Origin of the sequence: Pseudomonas sp. AB6 (assembly GCF_034314105.1) — a bacterium.
Lineage (GTDB): Bacteria > Pseudomonadota > Gammaproteobacteria > Pseudomonadales > Pseudomonadaceae > Aquipseudomonas.
The window spans coordinates 1,398,315-1,414,658 of record NZ_JAVIWJ010000001.1 but is presented as its reverse complement, the minus strand read 5'-3'; the positions used below and the strand labels follow the sequence as shown (position 1 = coordinate 1,414,658).

Sequence of the window (16,344 nt, the reverse complement as noted above, 5' to 3'; positions counted from 1 at the left end):
TGCAACACGCTGGCCTATAAGGCCGTTTTAGCCTTGTGAGCAAATGGACGGCGCATTAGATTAGTCAATAATCTCTGCCCCTAATAATAAGCAGAAGGGATAAGCATGGCGCTCACTGATCAGTCCACCAAGATTCGCGTTGGCGAAGAACTCGACGCCAGCCTCATCGACCCTTACCTCAAAGCCCATATCCCCGGCTTGAGTGGTTCGCCTGAAATCAGCCAGTTTCCCGGTGGCGCTTCAAACCTGACCTACCTGATTCGCTACCCGGAACAGGAATTCGTGCTGCGCCGCCCGCCCTTTGGCAGCAAGGCGAAATCAGCCCACGACATGGGTCGCGAATACCGCATCCTGAATCAGCTTAGTGATGGCTTTCCGTATTGCCCCAAGGCTTATGCCCACTGCACCGACGAGACGCTGATTGGTTCGGAGTTCTATGTCATGGAGCGGGTCAAGGGCATCATTCTTCGCTCCGAGCTGCCGCCGGAATTGAATTTCGATACCCAGCAAACCACTGCGCTGTGCAAAAACTTCATCGATAAATTGGTCGAATTGCATCAGGTCGATTACGCCGCATGCGGGCTGGCGGATCTTGGCAAGCCGCAGGGTTATGTCGAGCGGCAAATCAGCGGTTGGAGTGATCGCTATGAGAAAGCGCGGACCCCCGATGCGCCGAGCTGGGAAAGCGTCAGAAGCTGGCTCAAGGAAAAAATGCCGGCCAATAGCCCAGTCTCCAGCATCGTCCACAACGACTATCGCTTCGATAACGTGATTCTAGATCCGGACCAGCCGATGCAGATCATCGGCGTACTGGATTGGGAACTGACCACCATCGGTGATCCGCTTATGGACTTGGGCAATACCCTCGCCTATTGGATCGAAGCCAATGACCCTGCGCCCGTGCAGTTAATGCGCCGTCAGCCGAGCCACGCGCCGGGGATGTTGACCCGACGGGAGTTTGTCGATTATTACGCCGAGCGATCAGGCATCCAGATCGATAATTTCGACTTCTACTACACCTATGGCCTGTTTCGTCTGGCGGGCATTGTGCAGCAGATTTACTACCGCTTTTTTCATGGGCAGACCCAAGACAAACGCTTCGCCCAGTTCATTCATACGAACACGCTGTTGGAGCACATGAGCCTGCAAGTCATCGATAAATCCAGCCTTTGATAGCGATACAATAAGGAAGAAAACATGTCCAAGACCCACTTGTTCGACCTCGATGGCAAGATCGCTTTCGTTTCCGGTGCCAGCCGTGGCATTGGTGAAGCCATCGCCAAACTATTGGCCCAGCAAGGTGCCCACGTGATCGTCTCCAGCCGCAAAATCGACGGTTGCCAGCACGTGGCCGACGCGATTATTGCAGACGGCGGCAAGGCGACGGCGATTGCCTGCCACATTGGCGAGATGGAACAGATCCAGAGCGTGTTTGCGCAGATCCGTGAACAGTTCGGGCGCTTGGACATTTTGGTCAACAACGCTGCCACCAACCCGCAATTCTGCAACGTCTTGGACACCGACCTTAGCGCCTTCCAGAAAACCGTGGACGTGAACATTCGCGGCTACTTTTTCATGTCAGTGGAAGCCGGCAAATTGATGCGAGAAAACGGTGGTGGCAGCATCATCAACGTGGCCTCCATCAATGGTATTTCTCCCGGCGTGTTCCAAGGCATCTATTCGGTGACCAAGGCCGCAGTGATCAACATGACCAAGGTGTTCGCAAAAGAATGCGCGGCCTTCGGTATCCGTTGCAACGCACTGCTGCCGGGACTGACCGACACCAAGTTTGCATCGGCGCTGGTAAAAAACGACGCCATCCTCAACATGGCCTTGGCCCAGATCCCACTCAAGCGTGTCGCGGCTCCCAGTGAGATGGCGGGCGCAGTGCTTTACCTGGCCAGCGATGCGTCCAGCTACACCACCGGCGTTTCACTGAACGTGGACGGTGGTTTCCTTTCCTGAGGTGCTCGTCAGAGCGGAAAAAACAGCCTTCGGGCTGTTTTTTTTGAGCCAGATAACGAATATATATTCCATATTTAGTTATTAAAGAATATATTTTCCGCATAATAACTCAGAGGCCATCGCCATGCGTCAGCTTTCTCAACCTCCAATAGCGCTGCCGGTGTTGGGTATCGGATTGATCGGCACCGGGTTTATGGGGCGCGCCCATGCCATGGCTTTCCGTAACGTTAGCGCCGCATTCTCGCTGCCCGTTAAAATTCGCTTGGCGGCACTGGCTGATGCCGATGCCGTACGTGCCGGACAGTGCGCCGATGATTGGGGCTTCTACCAAGCGCACAATGACTGGCAACAGCTAATCAATGACCCTGACGTACACCTTGTCGCGATTACTACGCCCAATCATCTGCACTACCCCATGGCGATGGCAGCGCTTGAGGCGGGTAAAACGGTGTACTGCGAAAAGCCACTGGCGATCAGCCTCACCCAAGCTGACGACATGCGCCGTGCAGCCAAGAAAGCTGGGGTTGTCACGCGGGTCGGTTACAACTACCAACACAATCCTATTATTGGCTTGGCCCGGCAGATGATTGAGAGTGGCGAGCTGGGGGACATCATCAGCTTCCAGGGCGAGTTTAGCGAAGACTTCATGGGCGATTCGGTAAACCCCTGGTCTTGGCGTTGTGAAGCAGCTCACGCAGGCGGTGCACTGGCCGACTTGGGCAGTCATCTGCTCGCATTGGCTCGCCATTTGTTGGGCGATATCGACGCGGTGTGCGCCGACGCGCAGACCGTTCATACCCAGCGCCCGGCGGCTAGCGGTAGCCAAGAAAAACGTCTCATTGCGGTAGATGATCAAACTCACGCGTTGCTGCGCTTTGCCAACGGTGCACGTGGTACGTTCAGCAGCAGTTGGCTCAAGCATGGCTACAAAAACCATTTGGCGTTCGAAATCAGCGGCACCCGCGGCACCCTCGCGTTCGATCAGGAGCGACTTAATGAATTGCAAGTATGTCGCTCAGGCAGTGACGGATTTCAACGGGTGCTTGCCGGACCTTCGCTACCTGGCTACGCCGCGTTTTCTCCCGCGCCTGGGCATCAACTGGGTTACAACGAACTTAAAACTCTCGAAGTACATGCACTGATACAAGCGGTTTGCAATGGAGGCACTGAAGGCCCGGACTTTGAAGAAGCCTGGCAAGTGGAGCGTTTGGCAGCGGCAATTCGATTGGCAGCGCGGGAGGAGCGTTGGGTCAGGATTGCTGAGGTGTAGGCTGATCAGGTCCGGAGAATGTGTTGCGATTCGAAATCCGGTAGCAAACCGCCTCAAAAGCATTCATCTGTAGGTTTGCCTCACCAACGCGCTTCACTCTCAGGGTAAGATGGCTGCCTTCTGGCGCAGCCATTCTGCCCAACTGCCGTATAAGCCGAACTCCCATGCCTTTTGCTCTCAGTGTTGACCTGACCACCCTCGCTGTTCTTACCGCCGTTGCATTTGTTGCAGGCTTCATTGATGCCATCGCAGGCGGTGGCGGTCTGCTGACCACGCCCGCACTGATGACCGCAGGCTTGCCACCACATTTAGTGTTAGGCACTAACAAGCTCAGCTCGACCTTTGGCTCAGCCATGGCCAGCTACACTTTTTTTCGCCGCAAACTGTTTGATCCAAAACAATGGATTCACGCGCTGGTGGGCACGGCGGTCGGGGCATTGATCGGCGCTGGCGTCGCGCATTACCTACCAGCCGAATGGATCAATCAGATGCTGCCGGTGATCGTCTTTGGCTGTGGCCTATACCTGTTGTTCGGGGGAGTTCCCAATGCGCCACTGGACAGCAACGCACCCATCAAAAAGAAATGGCAACTGCCTCAAGGCTTGGGTCTTGGCTTTTATGACGGTGTTGCTGGGCCGGGGACCGGTGCATTCTGGACCGTCAGCTCCTTGCTGCTCTATCCGCTGGACCTGGTAAAAGCCAGCGGTGTAGCGAGGAGTATGAATTTCGTCAGCAACGCCGCAGCCCTGTCAGTGTTCATGTTTTCAGGTCAGGTGGATTGGTTGATCGGCCTGTGCATGGGCTCGTCATTGATGGTCGGAGCCTTCTTCGGTGCGCGAACCGCGATTCAGGGCGGTGCAAAATTTATCCGCCCAGTGTTCATAGTTGTAGTACTCGGACTGACCGTGCGCCTAGCCTGGCAACACTGGTTCAGCTGAACCTGTGCGACGCGCAAGATATAAGTCGATCAGGTATCGCGCGATGGAGCGGTTGGCCGGCAACGGTGGCAAATCGTTAATGTGAAACCAGCGCGCATCCTCAATCTCATCGACCTGCGCGACGATGTCGCCACTGGCGTATTCGGCATGGAAGCCAAGCATCATCGAATGCGGGAACGGCCAGCATTGGCTGCCCATGTACTGGATGTTCTTGATCTTAAGTTGCACTTCTTCCATGACCTCGCGACGCACACAATCCTCGACCGACTCACCCGGCTCGGCAAACCCTGCCAGCGTGCTATAGACCCCCGTCACAAAGCGCGGTGAGCGTGCTAGCAGTATCTCATCACCCCGGGTGATCAACACGATCATGCTCGGTGAGATGCGCGGATAATGGCGCAAGTTACAGTGCTCGCAATACATTGCGCGCTCACCCTGCACCTGCTGCATGGGCAACCCGCAGCCGCCGCAAAAACGGTGTTCCCGCGCCCACGTGCTGATCTGGGCTGCATAACCCAGTTTTTTATAAACGTCTACGTCACCTTCGAGCATGAATTGACGAAGCCCAAGCCACGTGCAGCCGACAATGTCGTTGGAGCTTTTTAGCACCAGCAGGTACACCGGCTCACCGTCAAAATGACCAATACCATGTTCACTTAGCACCGCAAGATCCTGCCGCTTGAGCCATTCCCGAGGAAACATCGCGCCGTTATCATCGCGCAGGAAACCTTCTGGGCTGTGGACCACGGCCCAACCGCCACTGAGTTGGGTATCCAGGACGGCAGTTGTCCAACGTGTCATGAAAATCTCCAGGCCCTTACTATTCATCGAAGGCAACTTATCAAGGGCTATATATCAAGGCTAATTATCGAAGGCTGCTTTTTGCTTACTCATGTGTGCCGCCAGCGCCACGCGCAGGTCTGCTGATTGCAGCATGGCGGCGTTCCACGTCGCGACGTACTCAAGACCGTCATCAATCCGATGGTCACGCATATAGCTAATCATCTCCTTGGTACCAGCGACAGCGATTGGTGATTTTCCGGCAATCTCCGTAGCGATGGACAGTACACCCTCAAGTAAGCTCGGCGTGTCAACGAAGGTACGGTTGACCAAGCCGATGCGGCACGCTTCTGCTGCGCCAATAATACGCCCGGTGTAGGCCAATTCGCGCAACATACCGTCGCCGATGATTCGCGGCAGTCGCTGCAAGGTGCCAACATCAGCAGCCATGCCCATGTCAATTTCCTTGATCGAGAACTGCGCGTCCTCGGCGGCGTAACGCATGTCGCAGGCCGAAATCAAATCGATAGCTCCACCGATGCAATAGCCTTGAACAGCTGCCAGCACTGGCTTACGGCAGTTATCAACGGCGGTAAACGAGGCCTGCATTTGCAGAATTTTGCGCCGCAGCATGCGCGCATTACGGCCAACGTCTTTGCCCAGTTCTGAAGCCACCGATGCCAGCAGCATCAGATCAATACCGGACGAGAAATGTTTACCTGCGCCGCTGAGTACCACCACGCGCACCTCATCCGTGTCATCGACCCATTGAAAAATTTCAATAATCTCTGCCCAAAACGCAGCGTTCATCGCATTGATTTTTTCCGGCCGATTGATTTGCACATGAGCAATGTTATCGATCAGTTCGACGTGAAACGCTTGGTAATCGGACACGGCAGTCCTCCTTGGAAACAGCAATGTGAAGTTAAACAGTGGTCTGACTATAACAAGCCTTCCCCACCCATCGTAAGGTTGCGATTACGCCATTTGCAAGACGACAGAACACACCCAGTTGAATGTATTTTTATGAAAAATCGTCCATACGCTGGAACGGCAGTGTTTGGGGGAGGTCCAGAGTTAAGCCAGCGTGTGAAAGCTTCGGATGCCATGTCATCTATTGCAACTAGCCAAGAAAGCTCAGTCCAGCTGAGCGCATCTTTTCAAAGGCGTGAGAGGGCGATTTGAATACGTTAAATGCATCAATACAGGATGACAGCGAGTGACTAGTCAGGGGCCGTTATCCGAGCGCGCGATCATTTTGGCTCCTACAGACCAGGAAAGCGATTTCGCGCTGACGCTACTTGAACAGGCAGGTTTTACTGTAACCATTGCCGCTGACCTGGCAAATTTGATTGGCGAATTAGCAGCTGGCGCCGGTGTAGCGATTATTGCAGATGAGGCGCTCTACGGAGTCAACATACACGCGCTGCTCGCACTGATGGACCAACAACCGTCTTGGTCCGACCTGCCTATTGTGCTGCTGACTCACGCTGGCGGGCCGGAGCACAATCCTTCGATCCTACTCGGTGCTCATTTGGGCAATGTCACTTTTCTTGAACGTCCTTTCTACCCAGCCACTCTAGTAAGCCTGGTGAGCACCGCATTGCGTGGTCGTCGTCGGCAATACCAAGCGCGAGCACGTATAGATGATCTTTTGGACAGTGAACAGCGTCTCCAAAATGCACTTGAGGCGGGGCGTTTGGGCTCCTGGCAATTGGACCTTAACGACCTTACATTTCACTGTTCGCAAATTAGCAAATCACATCATGGTCGAAACGAGGACGATGCCTTCACATTTGACGACTGGCTAAGCTCGGTGCTGGTCGAAGACCAGTCGACGATGCAGATGGCCCTGCACAGCAGCCTGCGATCGGGGGACGATTACATTGCGCAATACCGCAATGTCTGGCCCGACGGCTCGGTGAATTGGGTGGATGCCCGGGCCAGAGCGATTCGCCGAGAGGATGGCAAAATATACTCGTTTGTTGGCGTGACGTCGGATATCAGCGAGCGCAAACGTGCCGAGGAGCAACTGCGCCGCCTTAATGAATCCCTTGAACAGCAAGTTGAGGAGCGCACAGCACAACTTCGGCACAATGAAGAAGCCCTGCGTCAATCCCAAAAGATGGAAGCCGTGGGCCAACTTACAGGCGGTATTGCCCACGACTTCAACAATATGCTTACTGGAATCATTGGCAGCTTGGAACTTCTGCGCAGAAGACTTTCTCGTGGTCAGACCCAAGACTTGGACAGCTTGATTGACTTAGGGGTGACCTCCGCCAACCGGGCTGCGGCGTTGACACATCGCCTATTGGCCTTTTCCCGTCGGCAGTATCTTGATTCAAAGCCGGTGCACATAAATCAGTTGGTTAACTCCATGAGCGAGTTGATACACCGCAGTTCGGGCAAGACAATCTGTCTGAACATGCAGCTGGACGCACACTTATGGACCGCCGAGGTCGACCCAAACCAATTGGAAAACGCCCTGCTGAACCTTGTTTTGAATGCTCGCGATGCGATGCCTGAGGGCGGACAGCTTATCGTCAGCACCTATAATCAGCGTCTGGACGCAGCCTTTACCTATGCCCATCAAAATTTGCAACCAGGGGAATATGTAGTATTAAGTGTCAGCGACACAGGCTGCGGTATGCCACAAAGTATTATCAACCGGGCATTTGATCCGTTCTTCACCACTAAGCCTATTGGCCAAGGAACTGGCTTAGGCCTTTCGATGATTTATGGGTTCAGCAAACAGTCTCGTGGCCACGTCGCTATTGAGAGCGAAGTGGGTGAAGGCACTACGGTACGCCTCTACCTGCCGCGTTTTCGTGGCGAAGATGAAAATGATGAAATCATTTACCAAAGTAATTTACCGTACGCCAAGGCCGGTGAAACCATTCTTATCGTCGAGGACGATCCCGCTGTACGAGTACTGGTGGGCGAAGTGCTCAGCGATTTAGGTTACGCCTATGTATGCGCGGGAAGTGCCGACGCGGCAATGCCCATCCTTGAGTCGGGCCAGCGTATTGATTTAATGATCAGCGATGTCGGCCTACCAGGCATGAATGGAAGACAACTGGCCAACGTGGGTCGCCAATTACGTCCTTCCTTAAAAGTTCTGTTCATCAGCGGTTACGCCGAAAGCGCCGTCGTGCGTGCCGGATTTCTTGATTCAGGAATGCAGATGATTACCAAGCCATTTGCCTTCGATCACCTAACAGCAAAGGTAAGGGAGATGATCGAAGCGTAAATGCCCGGAAATCGCTCAACTTAAATCAACAAACTTTTAATCTGGCTATGCAGCCGTTCCATAGTAAAGGGCTTGGTCAGGATCGGTGCTCGTAAAGCAATGGGGCTTCCAGACTCAGTAATCTCAGCAGGGTAACCACTGATGAATATAACTTTGAGTTCAGGTCGCAGCTTGACCGCAGGTTCGGCGATCATCACACCGGATATACCGCCCGGTAAGCGGTAATCGGTAATCATCAAGTCCAAATGAGGTTTAGTCGCCAGAATTTCGAACGCTTGCTCCCCATTTTCAGCTTGCAAAACTTTATAACCTTCCCCAGATAGGTAGTCGGCGAGCAGCATTAAAATCAGCGGCTCGTCTTCGACAATAAGTACGACATTTTCTGCATCAGAACTCATGGGTATGCCTTAAGCCTTTGGTTAGCTGCCATTACGACCCTAGAGTACGACAGAGGTTGCGTTGTCCGTCGGACAATTCTCACCGTTGATCACAGCGGTAGACTGACCCGAAACAAAGCTCCAGCGCCCTCCTCACTCTCAACAGTAATTGTGCCCGCGTGTGCGGTGACAATCTGTTCTGAGATGAACAACCCCAAACCCAAACCGGCTATAGCGTGTTTAGCCGATACGCGTTCGAATTGCTGAAAAATCCGCTTCTGATTTTCTGCACTGACCCCAATACCCTGATCCAGAACCTCTACCCTCGCTTGCCCGTCCTGGCTATAAACGCTAACGCTGATGGGTTTTCTCGCTCCGTAGCGCAATGCGTTAGTCAGCAGGTTAGCAACCACTTGCTCGATACGAAATTCATCCCATGTACCTACGACGGGTGAACCCGCCGTCAGTGACACGATGGATTCAGCAGCGGCAATTTGGGCAGAAAAATTCTCAAGCAGTTTGGTGACCAGTTGCACCAGATCAAATCGACTAGGACGAATCGATAGTTTTCCGGTACGGATACGCGAGACATCAAGCATGTCTTCAATGAGCCTGATCAGGCTTTGAATCTGCCGCTCATCCCGGTCGACCATCGCCCGCAGCTTATCCAGGGTAAACGCTGCAGTGTTGTCTTTAGCCAAGTGCAACTTGCGCAGCTGGGTTTCCAGAATCAATCCGTTCAGCGGCGTACGCACCTCATGAGAAACAATCGACATGAAGTCATCGCGCATTCGTACAGCATGCTTCAACTCATTCTGCGTGGTCTGGAGTTCTGTGAGCAAAGCCTCTTGTTCCTGGCGGCTTTGTTCTAGAGCGTCGACCTGTTGTTTCATGGCTTTACGTTGCCGAAAGAGGTCAACGAATACATTGACCTTGCTTTTCACTGCGTGAATATCCAGCGGCTTGTGCAAAAAATCTACAGCTCCACTTTCGTAGCCTTTGAATGCATAGTTCAGCTCACGGCCGGCGGCGCTAACGAAGACGATCGGAATGTTTTTCGTTTTTTCGGTGCCACGCATCAGTTCTGCCAGTTCAAAACCGTTCATTCCCGGCATTTGGACATCAAGAATGGCTAACGCAAATTCATGTTGTAGCAGCAATGACAGCGCCTCATCGGCAGACAAGGCTTTATAGACCGCTCGGTCTTCGCGCTTGATCAGCGCTTCAAGGGCCAACAGGTTTTCTGGCAGATCATCAACGATCAGCAGTTTGGCTTGTACTTCACTTAGCATGCGATTCTTTCCAGCTCGACCAACAGTTGACCGATATCACTCAAACAGAGAATGCGATCCGGCACGCTCAGCGCCAGGGCGGAATTGGGCATAACGGACGCCTGCGCGGTTTTAGGGTCTTGAACCACCGTAAAACCCCCTCTTTGTTTAATCTGTGCCAGCCCGCGAGCCCCATCAGCGTTAGCCCCGGTGAGCAACATCCCGGCCAGGCGTTGTCCATACGCGTCGGCGGCTGACTCAAAAAGAATGTCGATACTGGGGCGAGAATAATGGACACGATCTTCAAGGCTCAGCGAAAAACTGAGATCACGTTCCACTGACACGTGATAACCGGGAGTGGCGAAATACAGCGTGCCGGACGCGATAAGTTCCTTATCAGCGACCTCTTTAACCTCCATCTCTAGGTGCTGTTGAAACACCGCAACCAGGCGGCTACGGCGCTCATCGGGTAGGTGTAATACCACGATGATCGGCAAACCATAACCGGGTGCCAACGCAGAAAAAATTTTTAGCAAGGCTTCAACTCCACCTGCCGATGCACCGATGACAATCGCATCAACAATGGGCAGCGGTCCGCCTGAAACCGATAGAGCGTTCTCATGGATCATCATGATTTACGGTAGATCCGTTCCTGTTTGACTAAGGCCTCGAAGCTTTTGCTATACCCCGAAAAGTCGAGCGTCTCTTTACTTCCCAGCACTAGAAACCCGCGATGACACAGCGAATCATGGAACAACCCGAACGCCCGGTCCTGCAATTTTTTATTGAAATAGATCAGTACGTTCCGACAGGAAATCAACTGAGTTTCTGAAAATACGCTGTCAGTGGCCAAGCTGTGGTCAGCAAACGTCACGTTCTCCCGCAAGGTCTTGTCGAAAATCGCGTAATCATACGCCGCCGTGTAGTAATCGGAAAACATCTGCTCGCCGCCGGCCTTTCGATAGTTCTCGGTGTACGCCCGAATATTTTCTAAAGCGAAAATGCCTTGTTTGGCCTTTTCCAACGAGCGGGGATTAATGTCAGTGGCATAGATTATGGTTCGTTCAAGCAAGCCTTCCTCACGCAGCAAAATGGCCATGGAGTAAACCTCTTCGCCAGTGCTGCAGCCCGCAATCCAGATTTTAATAGACGGATAGGTTTTTAGTAGCGGCACGACTTCCTGGCGAATGGCTAAAAAATGCGCCGGGTCGCGAAACATTTCGCTAACAGGAATCGTCAGATACTGCAGCAATTGCAGAAATGCGGTCGGATCATGCAGCACCCTTTCTTGTAACGCCGAAATGGTTTTGCAGCCGAACTGGATCAATGCATGGTTGACCCGTCGCTTGACTGAAGCACCGGAATAATCGCGAAAGTCATAGCTATATTTGAGGTAAATGGCCTCAATCAGTAGACGCAATTCAATTTCAGCATTCCGTTCATGAGGCATGGCGCAAATCCGGATACTCAAGTCTGAGAGTCAACTTAGTGGTCTCAAAATCGCAGACGTTCCGTTCAGAAACGTTCCATTTTCGGCAGCCACACCCTAATTAACGAAAAGAGTCGATCAAGGTCGATAGGCTTGGCCAGATAATCATTGGAACCGGCCTGCAGGCAGCGCTCCTGATCGTCTTTCATCGCCTTGGCGGTGACCGCAATGATTGGCAGTTTTCGCCAGCGTGGGTTTTTGCGAATTTCAATCGTGGCTTCGTAGCCATCCATTTCCGGCATCATCACGTCCATCAGCACTAAGTCGATATCGTCCACTTCGCCCAGTTTTTTGATGGCCTCGAAACCGTTACGCGCCATTTCAACCACGGCGCCTTTATGCTCCAAGGCGCTGGTCAGTGCGAAGATATTGCGCACGTCGTCGTCGACGACCAAAATTTTTCGCCCCTCGAACACCTTGTCGCGGCTGCGCGCGGTCTTGAGCATCTTCTGGCGTTCGTTGGAGAGTTTAGATTCCACTTTGTGCAGAAACAACGTCACTTCATCCAGCAAGCGTTCGGGCGAACGAGCGCCCTTGATAATGATTGAGCGTGAATACTTGAGCAGCTCGGCTTCTTCATCTCGGGTCAGGTTTCGGCCGGTATAGACGATGACGGGTGGAAATGCGCAGATGTCTTCGGTTGACATACGCTTGAGCAAATCATTGCCCAGCATGTCCGGGAGCTTGAGGTCGATGATCATACAGTCGTAGATGTTGTCGCGAAGCAGTGACAACGCATCCTGAGCAAAGCCAACGGCCGTTATTTCGATGTCATCATCCCCAATCAGGCGGGCAATACTGTCTCGCTGCAAGGCATCGTCTTCAACCAACAGGATACGTTTGACCTTCTGGGTTAACTTGGCTTCGAGCTTGGCAAAAACGTCTTTAAGCTCCTCGCGGGTTGTCGGTTTAACCGCATACCCGATCGCCCCCATGTGCATGGCCGCCTCTTGCCGATCTTCGACCGATATCACGTGCACCGGTATGTGTCGGGTAGGCGCCAGCTCTTTCAAACGCTGCAAGACCGTGAGACCTGAGTGATCGGGCAAGCGCATATCCAGCAAAATCGCATCGGGGACAAATTGCACCGCCAAGTTAAAACCGTCATCGGCGGCATGAGCCACTAGGCACTGGTATCCCAGTTCGTGCGCTAAGTCGAACAGGATCTGCGCAAAACGGACCTCGTCCTCGATGACCAAAATGCATCGAGATTTGAAAGGGGCGTTATGTCGATCATCGGCAAACAGCGCTACCGGCTCTTGAACGAGAGCGGTCGCCGGAACGATCACCGGCAGCAAGGGGGGCACTGGAATCACCGCTGGCTGCTCGCCGTATTGTAGCTGGACCTGCTCGACATACTGCTCTGGCAGCACCAATGTGAAAATGCTGCCTTGCTCGGGAGCGCTGGTGACAGTAATTGATCCACCCAATAGACCGGCAAGGTCGCGCGAAATCGATAGCCCCAGGCCCGTGCCGCCATAACGTCGATTCGTGGTGCCGTCAGCCTGACGGAAGGCCTCGAAAATACTCTCTTGATGCTCCTCAGCAATACCGATCCCCGAATCGCGCACCGTAAACGTAATGCCCTCACCAGGCTGGCGCGAAACGATCAAGCTGACGCTTCCGCGTTCGGTGAATTTGACCGCGTTCGATAACAAGTTTTTCAGAACTTGCTCCAGGCGCTGGCGGTCGGTGAATAGCATCGTTGGCGCCCCCGCCTGCAATTCAACCTGGAAATCGAGCTTTTTGTCATTAGCCAGAGGCTGAAACATCCCCCGCAGACCTTCAACCAAACGCGCCACGCTAGTGTTTTCCGGACGCATGTCCAGCTTGCCGGCTTCGACTTTTGAAATATCGAGAATATCGTTAATCAAATTCAGCAAATCGTTGCCAGCCGAATAGATAGACTCGGCGAATTTAACCTGCTCCGCAGTCAAGTTTTCCGTGGGGTTTTCCGCCAGCAACTTTGCCAAAATCAACGAACTGTTCAGCGGCGTACGCAACTCGTGGGACATGTTGGCGAGAAATTCTGATTTGTATTTGCTGGAACGTTGCAGCTCATGGGCACGTGCTTCGAGTTCAACTTGAGCATTGTTCAGTTTTTCGTTATTGCGATCTAGCGCATCGCGCTGATCCGCCATGGCTTGGGCTTGCTCGGCCAACTGTTCGTTGGTTTGCTCCAGCTCTGCCTGTTGGGTCTCTAAATGAACTTGGGACTCCTTAAGAATCCTTGACTGCTCTTCAAGTTCTTCATTGGCGGTTTTCAGCTCTTCTTGCTGCACTTGCAATTCTTCATTCAACTGCTGGGTTTGCGCGAGCACTTCCTGCAACCGCTGCCGATACCTCGCAGCTTCAATAGAGGTGCCAATATTATCGGAAATCACCTGCATAAATTCGACGTCACGCTCGGTTAGCGGACGCAAGAAACCGAGTTCTATTACCCCATTGACCTCATCATCGTTGCTGGTCGGAACAACAATGACGCTACGTGGCGAACCTTCGCCCAACCCGGAACTGACCTTAAAGTAGTCTTGTGGTACCTCGTCCAGCGTGATGATCTTATCCTGCTGGGCCGCTTGACCGATCACACCTTCGCCGCTGTAGATAGACTGTTCATGCTGTTCTTGTTCGCGGGAAAAACCATAAGAAGCGATGCGTCGAAACCCTCCGTTCTCCTGACGAACATACATCGCTGCGACGGCTGTTCCCAGAAACTGAGCGAAAAACTGCAGCACGTTTCGACCCAAAAGATTTAGCGTTAGTTGGCCGAGCACCTGCTCAGCCAACTCGCTCTGACCGTTGCGCAACCAAGCAACATGCTGCAAACGTAAGGCGTGGTCTTCTTGCAGTTTCAAATTATCGCTATAACTCCCCGATAACATAAGCATGTCGCGTCGACCGACGAAGGCTACGAGTCCGCTGATGGACAAGACAAATATCAGGTAAAGGCTGACAGTCAGGATCGTCGTGCGAGTGACATCTTCATTGCGAGACGTACGTAACTGTTGCTCCATCTGCACCGCAACTTCATATTCAGTACGAATTTCGTCGGACAACCGCTTGCCGCGCCCAGCTCGGATGGCGCTTTGATAGTCTCCGTTTTGGCGGCGTAGATTGATCATTTCCTGGGCAAAATCATTCCAGTCGTTCTGCAGAGCAGACAGGCGCCTGAAACGATCAACTTGAGGAGGGTTATCGGCGACAAGTTCCTCAAGCCCTTTAAGCTCATTGCTTATTGCAGGCTTAGCGACCTCATAGGGATCTAGAAAATGCTCATCGCCGGTCAACAGGAAACCGCGCATCCCGGTCTCCATGTCCACCGACAGCTTTAAAGAGCGGTTAGCGTTGTTGATAACCCTATCGGTATGTTCAACCCATTGAATTGTTGACAATAAATACGTAATTAAAACGATAAAAAATACGGCGCTCAGGACCCCTACGCCTAAAGGTAAACTGATATTTCGGGTTAACATTTTGCGAAAGTGTTGCTCGTCAATCGAAGACGGATGGTTCATCAGGAGGCCCGGGCGAATTCATCGAAACCGCAGATTCTGCCGCAAACATCACGAAAAGACCCGATATCTTAGATAAAAAATAAAAAAATTCAGGTACATAGCGGGCACATGCAGTGTTGATTCGCCGTTGTGATTAGAATAGGCTCAAAAAAACACTCGTTTGAATAGATTTTTGGCAAATATTGAACTTGTCGTCACTTTTTACTCACTGATGATCAGGCTGTACAGAGACAATCAGCCATCTTTCCCGCTTTCATTCCAAGGAGTACTTCATGTCCACAGGCGCCAGCACCATCCTTGTAGTGGAAGACGATCACATTGTGCGCATGTTGATTGTAGATGTGCTGGAGGAGCTGAAATACACCGTATTCGAAGCAGCTGACGCTGAATCTGCTCTTGAGCAGCTGAGTGATCCTGAAAAAACCTTTGATTTACTTATGACCGATCAGGGTCTGCCAGACATGAAGGGCGTTGACCTTGCCAACGCTGCTTTGGCATTGCGCCCGGCGTTGCCGGTCTTGTTCGCCAGTGGTTATTCGGAGAACATTGACGTGCCCAAAGGCATGCACATGATCGGCAAACCTTTTTCGATTGACCAACTGCGCGATAAGGTCAGGAAAATTCTGAGCCCTACCCATTGATGCGCAACGTGTTGCACAACGCGGGATTGCGCCCCATTCATTAAAAATGAGTTGTTTCCAGCTGACCAAGACCTTGGGATGCTGCGCAAAATCAAGCGCTCAAGTGCGCAATGACCTGCACAGCAGGTAAGCACTAACCGCTATTTATTTTGAATACACATGAGTTAAATCGCATAGCCTATTGTTTTTGTTCGATATTTTATTTATGGCATGACTCTTGATGAAGACCAGTTCCGCGACGCATGTGTATGTGTCGATGTGAACTGCATATTTATAAACCAGGAGAGTTTCATGCCAACACCCGCTTATTTAACCATCGTAGGCACCAAGCAAGGTCTGATCACCGAAGGTACTTTCACGGCCCCCTCGGTTGGCAACATCTACCAAGAAGGTCATGAAGACCAAATCCTGGTACAAGCCTTCGCCCATCAAATTATTATCCCGCGCGACCCTCAGTCCGGCCAACCCACTGGCCAGCGTGTACATAAACCGCTGATGATCACCAAGGTATTCGACAAATCCTCGCCTTTGATTTTTACTGCATTGACTACTGGCGAAATGCTGACCAAATGCCGTCTGGAGTGGTTTCGCACCTCAGCGTCCGGCGCCCAGGAGCACTACTTCACTATCGAGCTGGAAGACGCTCTGATTGTTGACGTCAACTCGCGGATGCCGAACTGCCAAGACCCAAGCCAGTCGCATTTCACCCACCTTGAAGACGTTTACTTCACCTACCGCAAAATTATCTGGACACACGAAGTCAGCGGCACTTCAGGTTCAGATGATTGGCGCATCCCCGTCGCGGGCTAACCTCTCTAGCGTAATAAACAACGGGCAGGCTTCCCTGG

Annotated in this window: 14 protein-coding genes; 7 read left to right on the top strand and 7 right to left on the bottom strand. The window is 52.4% G+C overall.

Translation table 11 applies throughout. The annotated features are described in order from the left end of the window. Window positions 1-105 precede the first annotated feature (105 nt). From RGW60_RS06945 to RGW60_RS06930, 4 genes are all read left to right on the top strand, one after another. Window positions 106-1,173, top strand: coding sequence for a phosphotransferase family protein (locus RGW60_RS06945; protein WP_322203344.1), 1,068 nt, complete (start codon window positions 106-108; stop codon window positions 1,171-1,173). A 24-nt stretch (window positions 1,174-1,197) separates the two neighbouring features. Then, entirely contained in the window at window positions 1,198-1,965 is a 768-nt protein-coding gene (locus RGW60_RS06940) for an SDR family oxidoreductase (RefSeq protein ID WP_322164589.1), read from the top strand. Window positions 1,966-2,089: 124 nt separating this feature from the next. Further along, the gene (locus RGW60_RS06935; protein ID WP_322203342.1) at window positions 2,090-3,235 is read left to right on the top strand and encodes a Gfo/Idh/MocA family oxidoreductase; all 1,146 of its coding nucleotides are present in this window, start codon (window positions 2,090-2,092) and stop codon (window positions 3,233-3,235) included. Window positions 3,236-3,399: 164 nt separating this feature from the next. Next, the gene (locus RGW60_RS06930) at window positions 3,400-4,173 is read left to right on the top strand and encodes a TSUP family transporter (protein WP_322203340.1); all 774 of its coding nucleotides are present in this window, start codon (window positions 3,400-3,402) and stop codon (window positions 4,171-4,173) included. Here the strand turns inward: RGW60_RS06930 and nudC are convergent. Further along, the gene (gene nudC, locus RGW60_RS06925; protein ID WP_322203338.1) at window positions 4,147-4,974 is read right to left on the bottom strand and encodes an NAD(+) diphosphatase; all 828 of its coding nucleotides are present in this window, start codon (window positions 4,972-4,974) and stop codon (window positions 4,147-4,149) included. The genes RGW60_RS06930 and nudC overlap by 27 nt on opposite strands. 60 nt (window positions 4,975-5,034) lie before the next feature. Further along, entirely contained in the window at window positions 5,035-5,847 is an 813-nt protein-coding gene (locus RGW60_RS06920) for a crotonase/enoyl-CoA hydratase family protein (RefSeq protein WP_322203336.1), read from the bottom strand. 325 nt (window positions 5,848-6,172) lie between these two features. On the opposite strand from RGW60_RS06920, the gene RGW60_RS06915 reads away from it, so the two are divergent. After that, window positions 6,173-8,203 carry a hybrid sensor histidine kinase/response regulator gene (locus RGW60_RS06915; RefSeq protein WP_322203334.1) on the top strand — a complete coding sequence of 677 codons (2,031 nt, stop codon included), beginning with the start codon at window positions 6,173-6,175 and terminating at the stop codon, window positions 8,201-8,203. A gap of 20 nt (window positions 8,204-8,223) precedes the next feature. Here the strand turns inward: RGW60_RS06915 and RGW60_RS06910 are convergent, their stop codons facing one another. The 5 genes from RGW60_RS06910 to RGW60_RS06890 form a co-directional block, all read right to left on the bottom strand. Continuing rightward, window positions 8,224-8,601: a response regulator gene (locus tag RGW60_RS06910; protein WP_322203332.1), complete on the bottom strand. Its 378-nt coding sequence runs from the start codon at window positions 8,599-8,601 to the stop codon at window positions 8,224-8,226. A gap of 89 nt (window positions 8,602-8,690) precedes the next feature. Continuing rightward, window positions 8,691-9,872 carry a hybrid sensor histidine kinase/response regulator gene (locus RGW60_RS06905; protein ID WP_322203330.1) on the bottom strand — a complete coding sequence of 394 codons (1,182 nt, stop codon included), beginning with the start codon at window positions 9,870-9,872 and terminating at the stop codon, window positions 8,691-8,693. After that, window positions 9,866-10,480: a chemotaxis protein CheB gene (locus RGW60_RS06900; protein ID WP_322206862.1), complete on the bottom strand. Its 615-nt coding sequence runs from the start codon at window positions 10,478-10,480 to the stop codon at window positions 9,866-9,868. The genes RGW60_RS06905 and RGW60_RS06900 overlap by 7 nt, the downstream gene beginning before the upstream one ends. After that, window positions 10,480-11,301: a protein-glutamate O-methyltransferase CheR gene (locus RGW60_RS06895; protein ID WP_322203328.1), complete on the bottom strand. Its 822-nt coding sequence runs from the start codon at window positions 11,299-11,301 to the stop codon at window positions 10,480-10,482. The genes RGW60_RS06900 and RGW60_RS06895 overlap by 1 nt, the downstream gene beginning before the upstream one ends. A 65-nt stretch (window positions 11,302-11,366) precedes the next feature. Continuing rightward, a complete protein-coding gene (locus tag RGW60_RS06890; RefSeq protein ID WP_322203326.1) occupies window positions 11,367-14,855 on the bottom strand; it encodes a response regulator in 3,489 nt (1,162 codons plus the stop codon). A gap of 272 nt (window positions 14,856-15,127) precedes the next feature. Between RGW60_RS06890 and RGW60_RS06885 the strand changes: the two genes are divergently transcribed. Together RGW60_RS06885 and RGW60_RS06880 are read left to right on the top strand one after the other, a co-directional pair. Continuing rightward, the gene (locus RGW60_RS06885; RefSeq protein WP_322203324.1) at window positions 15,128-15,496 is read left to right on the top strand and encodes a response regulator; all 369 of its coding nucleotides are present in this window, start codon (window positions 15,128-15,130) and stop codon (window positions 15,494-15,496) included. 291 nt (window positions 15,497-15,787) lie between these two features. Further along, window positions 15,788-16,306: an Hcp family type VI secretion system effector gene (locus tag RGW60_RS06880; protein ID WP_322203322.1), complete on the top strand. Its 519-nt coding sequence runs from the start codon at window positions 15,788-15,790 to the stop codon at window positions 16,304-16,306. The last annotated feature ends 38 nt before the right edge of the window (window positions 16,307-16,344 follow it).

Bases quoted from the DNA above. Each gene is read 5' to 3' on its own strand.
- RGW60_RS06945 (WP_322203344.1), top strand. From the start codon at position 106: ATGGCGCTCACTGATCAGTCCACCAAGATTCGCGTTGGCGAAGAACTC.
- RGW60_RS06940 (WP_322164589.1), top strand. From the start codon at position 1,198: ATGTCCAAGACCCACTTGTTCGACCTCGATGGCAAGATCGCTTTCGTT.
- RGW60_RS06935 (WP_322203342.1), top strand. From the start codon at position 2,090: ATGCGTCAGCTTTCTCAACCTCCAATAGCGCTGCCGGTGTTGGGTATC.
- RGW60_RS06930 (WP_322203340.1), top strand. From the start codon at position 3,400: ATGCCTTTTGCTCTCAGTGTTGACCTGACCACCCTCGCTGTTCTTACC.
- nudC (WP_322203338.1), bottom strand. From the start codon at position 4,974: ATGACACGTTGGACAACTGCCGTCCTGGATACCCAACTCAGTGGCGGT.
- RGW60_RS06910 (WP_322203332.1), bottom strand. From the start codon at position 8,601: ATGAGTTCTGATGCAGAAAATGTCGTACTTATTGTCGAAGACGAGCCG.
- RGW60_RS06905 (WP_322203330.1), bottom strand. From the start codon at position 9,872: ATGCTAAGTGAAGTACAAGCCAAACTGCTGATCGTTGATGATCTGCCA.
- RGW60_RS06900 (WP_322206862.1), bottom strand. From the start codon at position 10,480: ATGATCCATGAGAACGCTCTATCGGTTTCAGGCGGACCGCTGCCCATT.
- RGW60_RS06895 (WP_322203328.1), bottom strand. From the start codon at position 11,301: ATGCCTCATGAACGGAATGCTGAAATTGAATTGCGTCTACTGATTGAG.
- RGW60_RS06890 (WP_322203326.1), bottom strand. From the start codon at position 14,855: ATGAACCATCCGTCTTCGATTGACGAGCAACACTTTCGCAAAATGTTA.
- RGW60_RS06885 (WP_322203324.1), top strand. From the start codon at position 15,128: ATGTCCACAGGCGCCAGCACCATCCTTGTAGTGGAAGACGATCACATT.
- RGW60_RS06880 (WP_322203322.1), top strand. From the start codon at position 15,788: ATGCCAACACCCGCTTATTTAACCATCGTAGGCACCAAGCAAGGTCTG.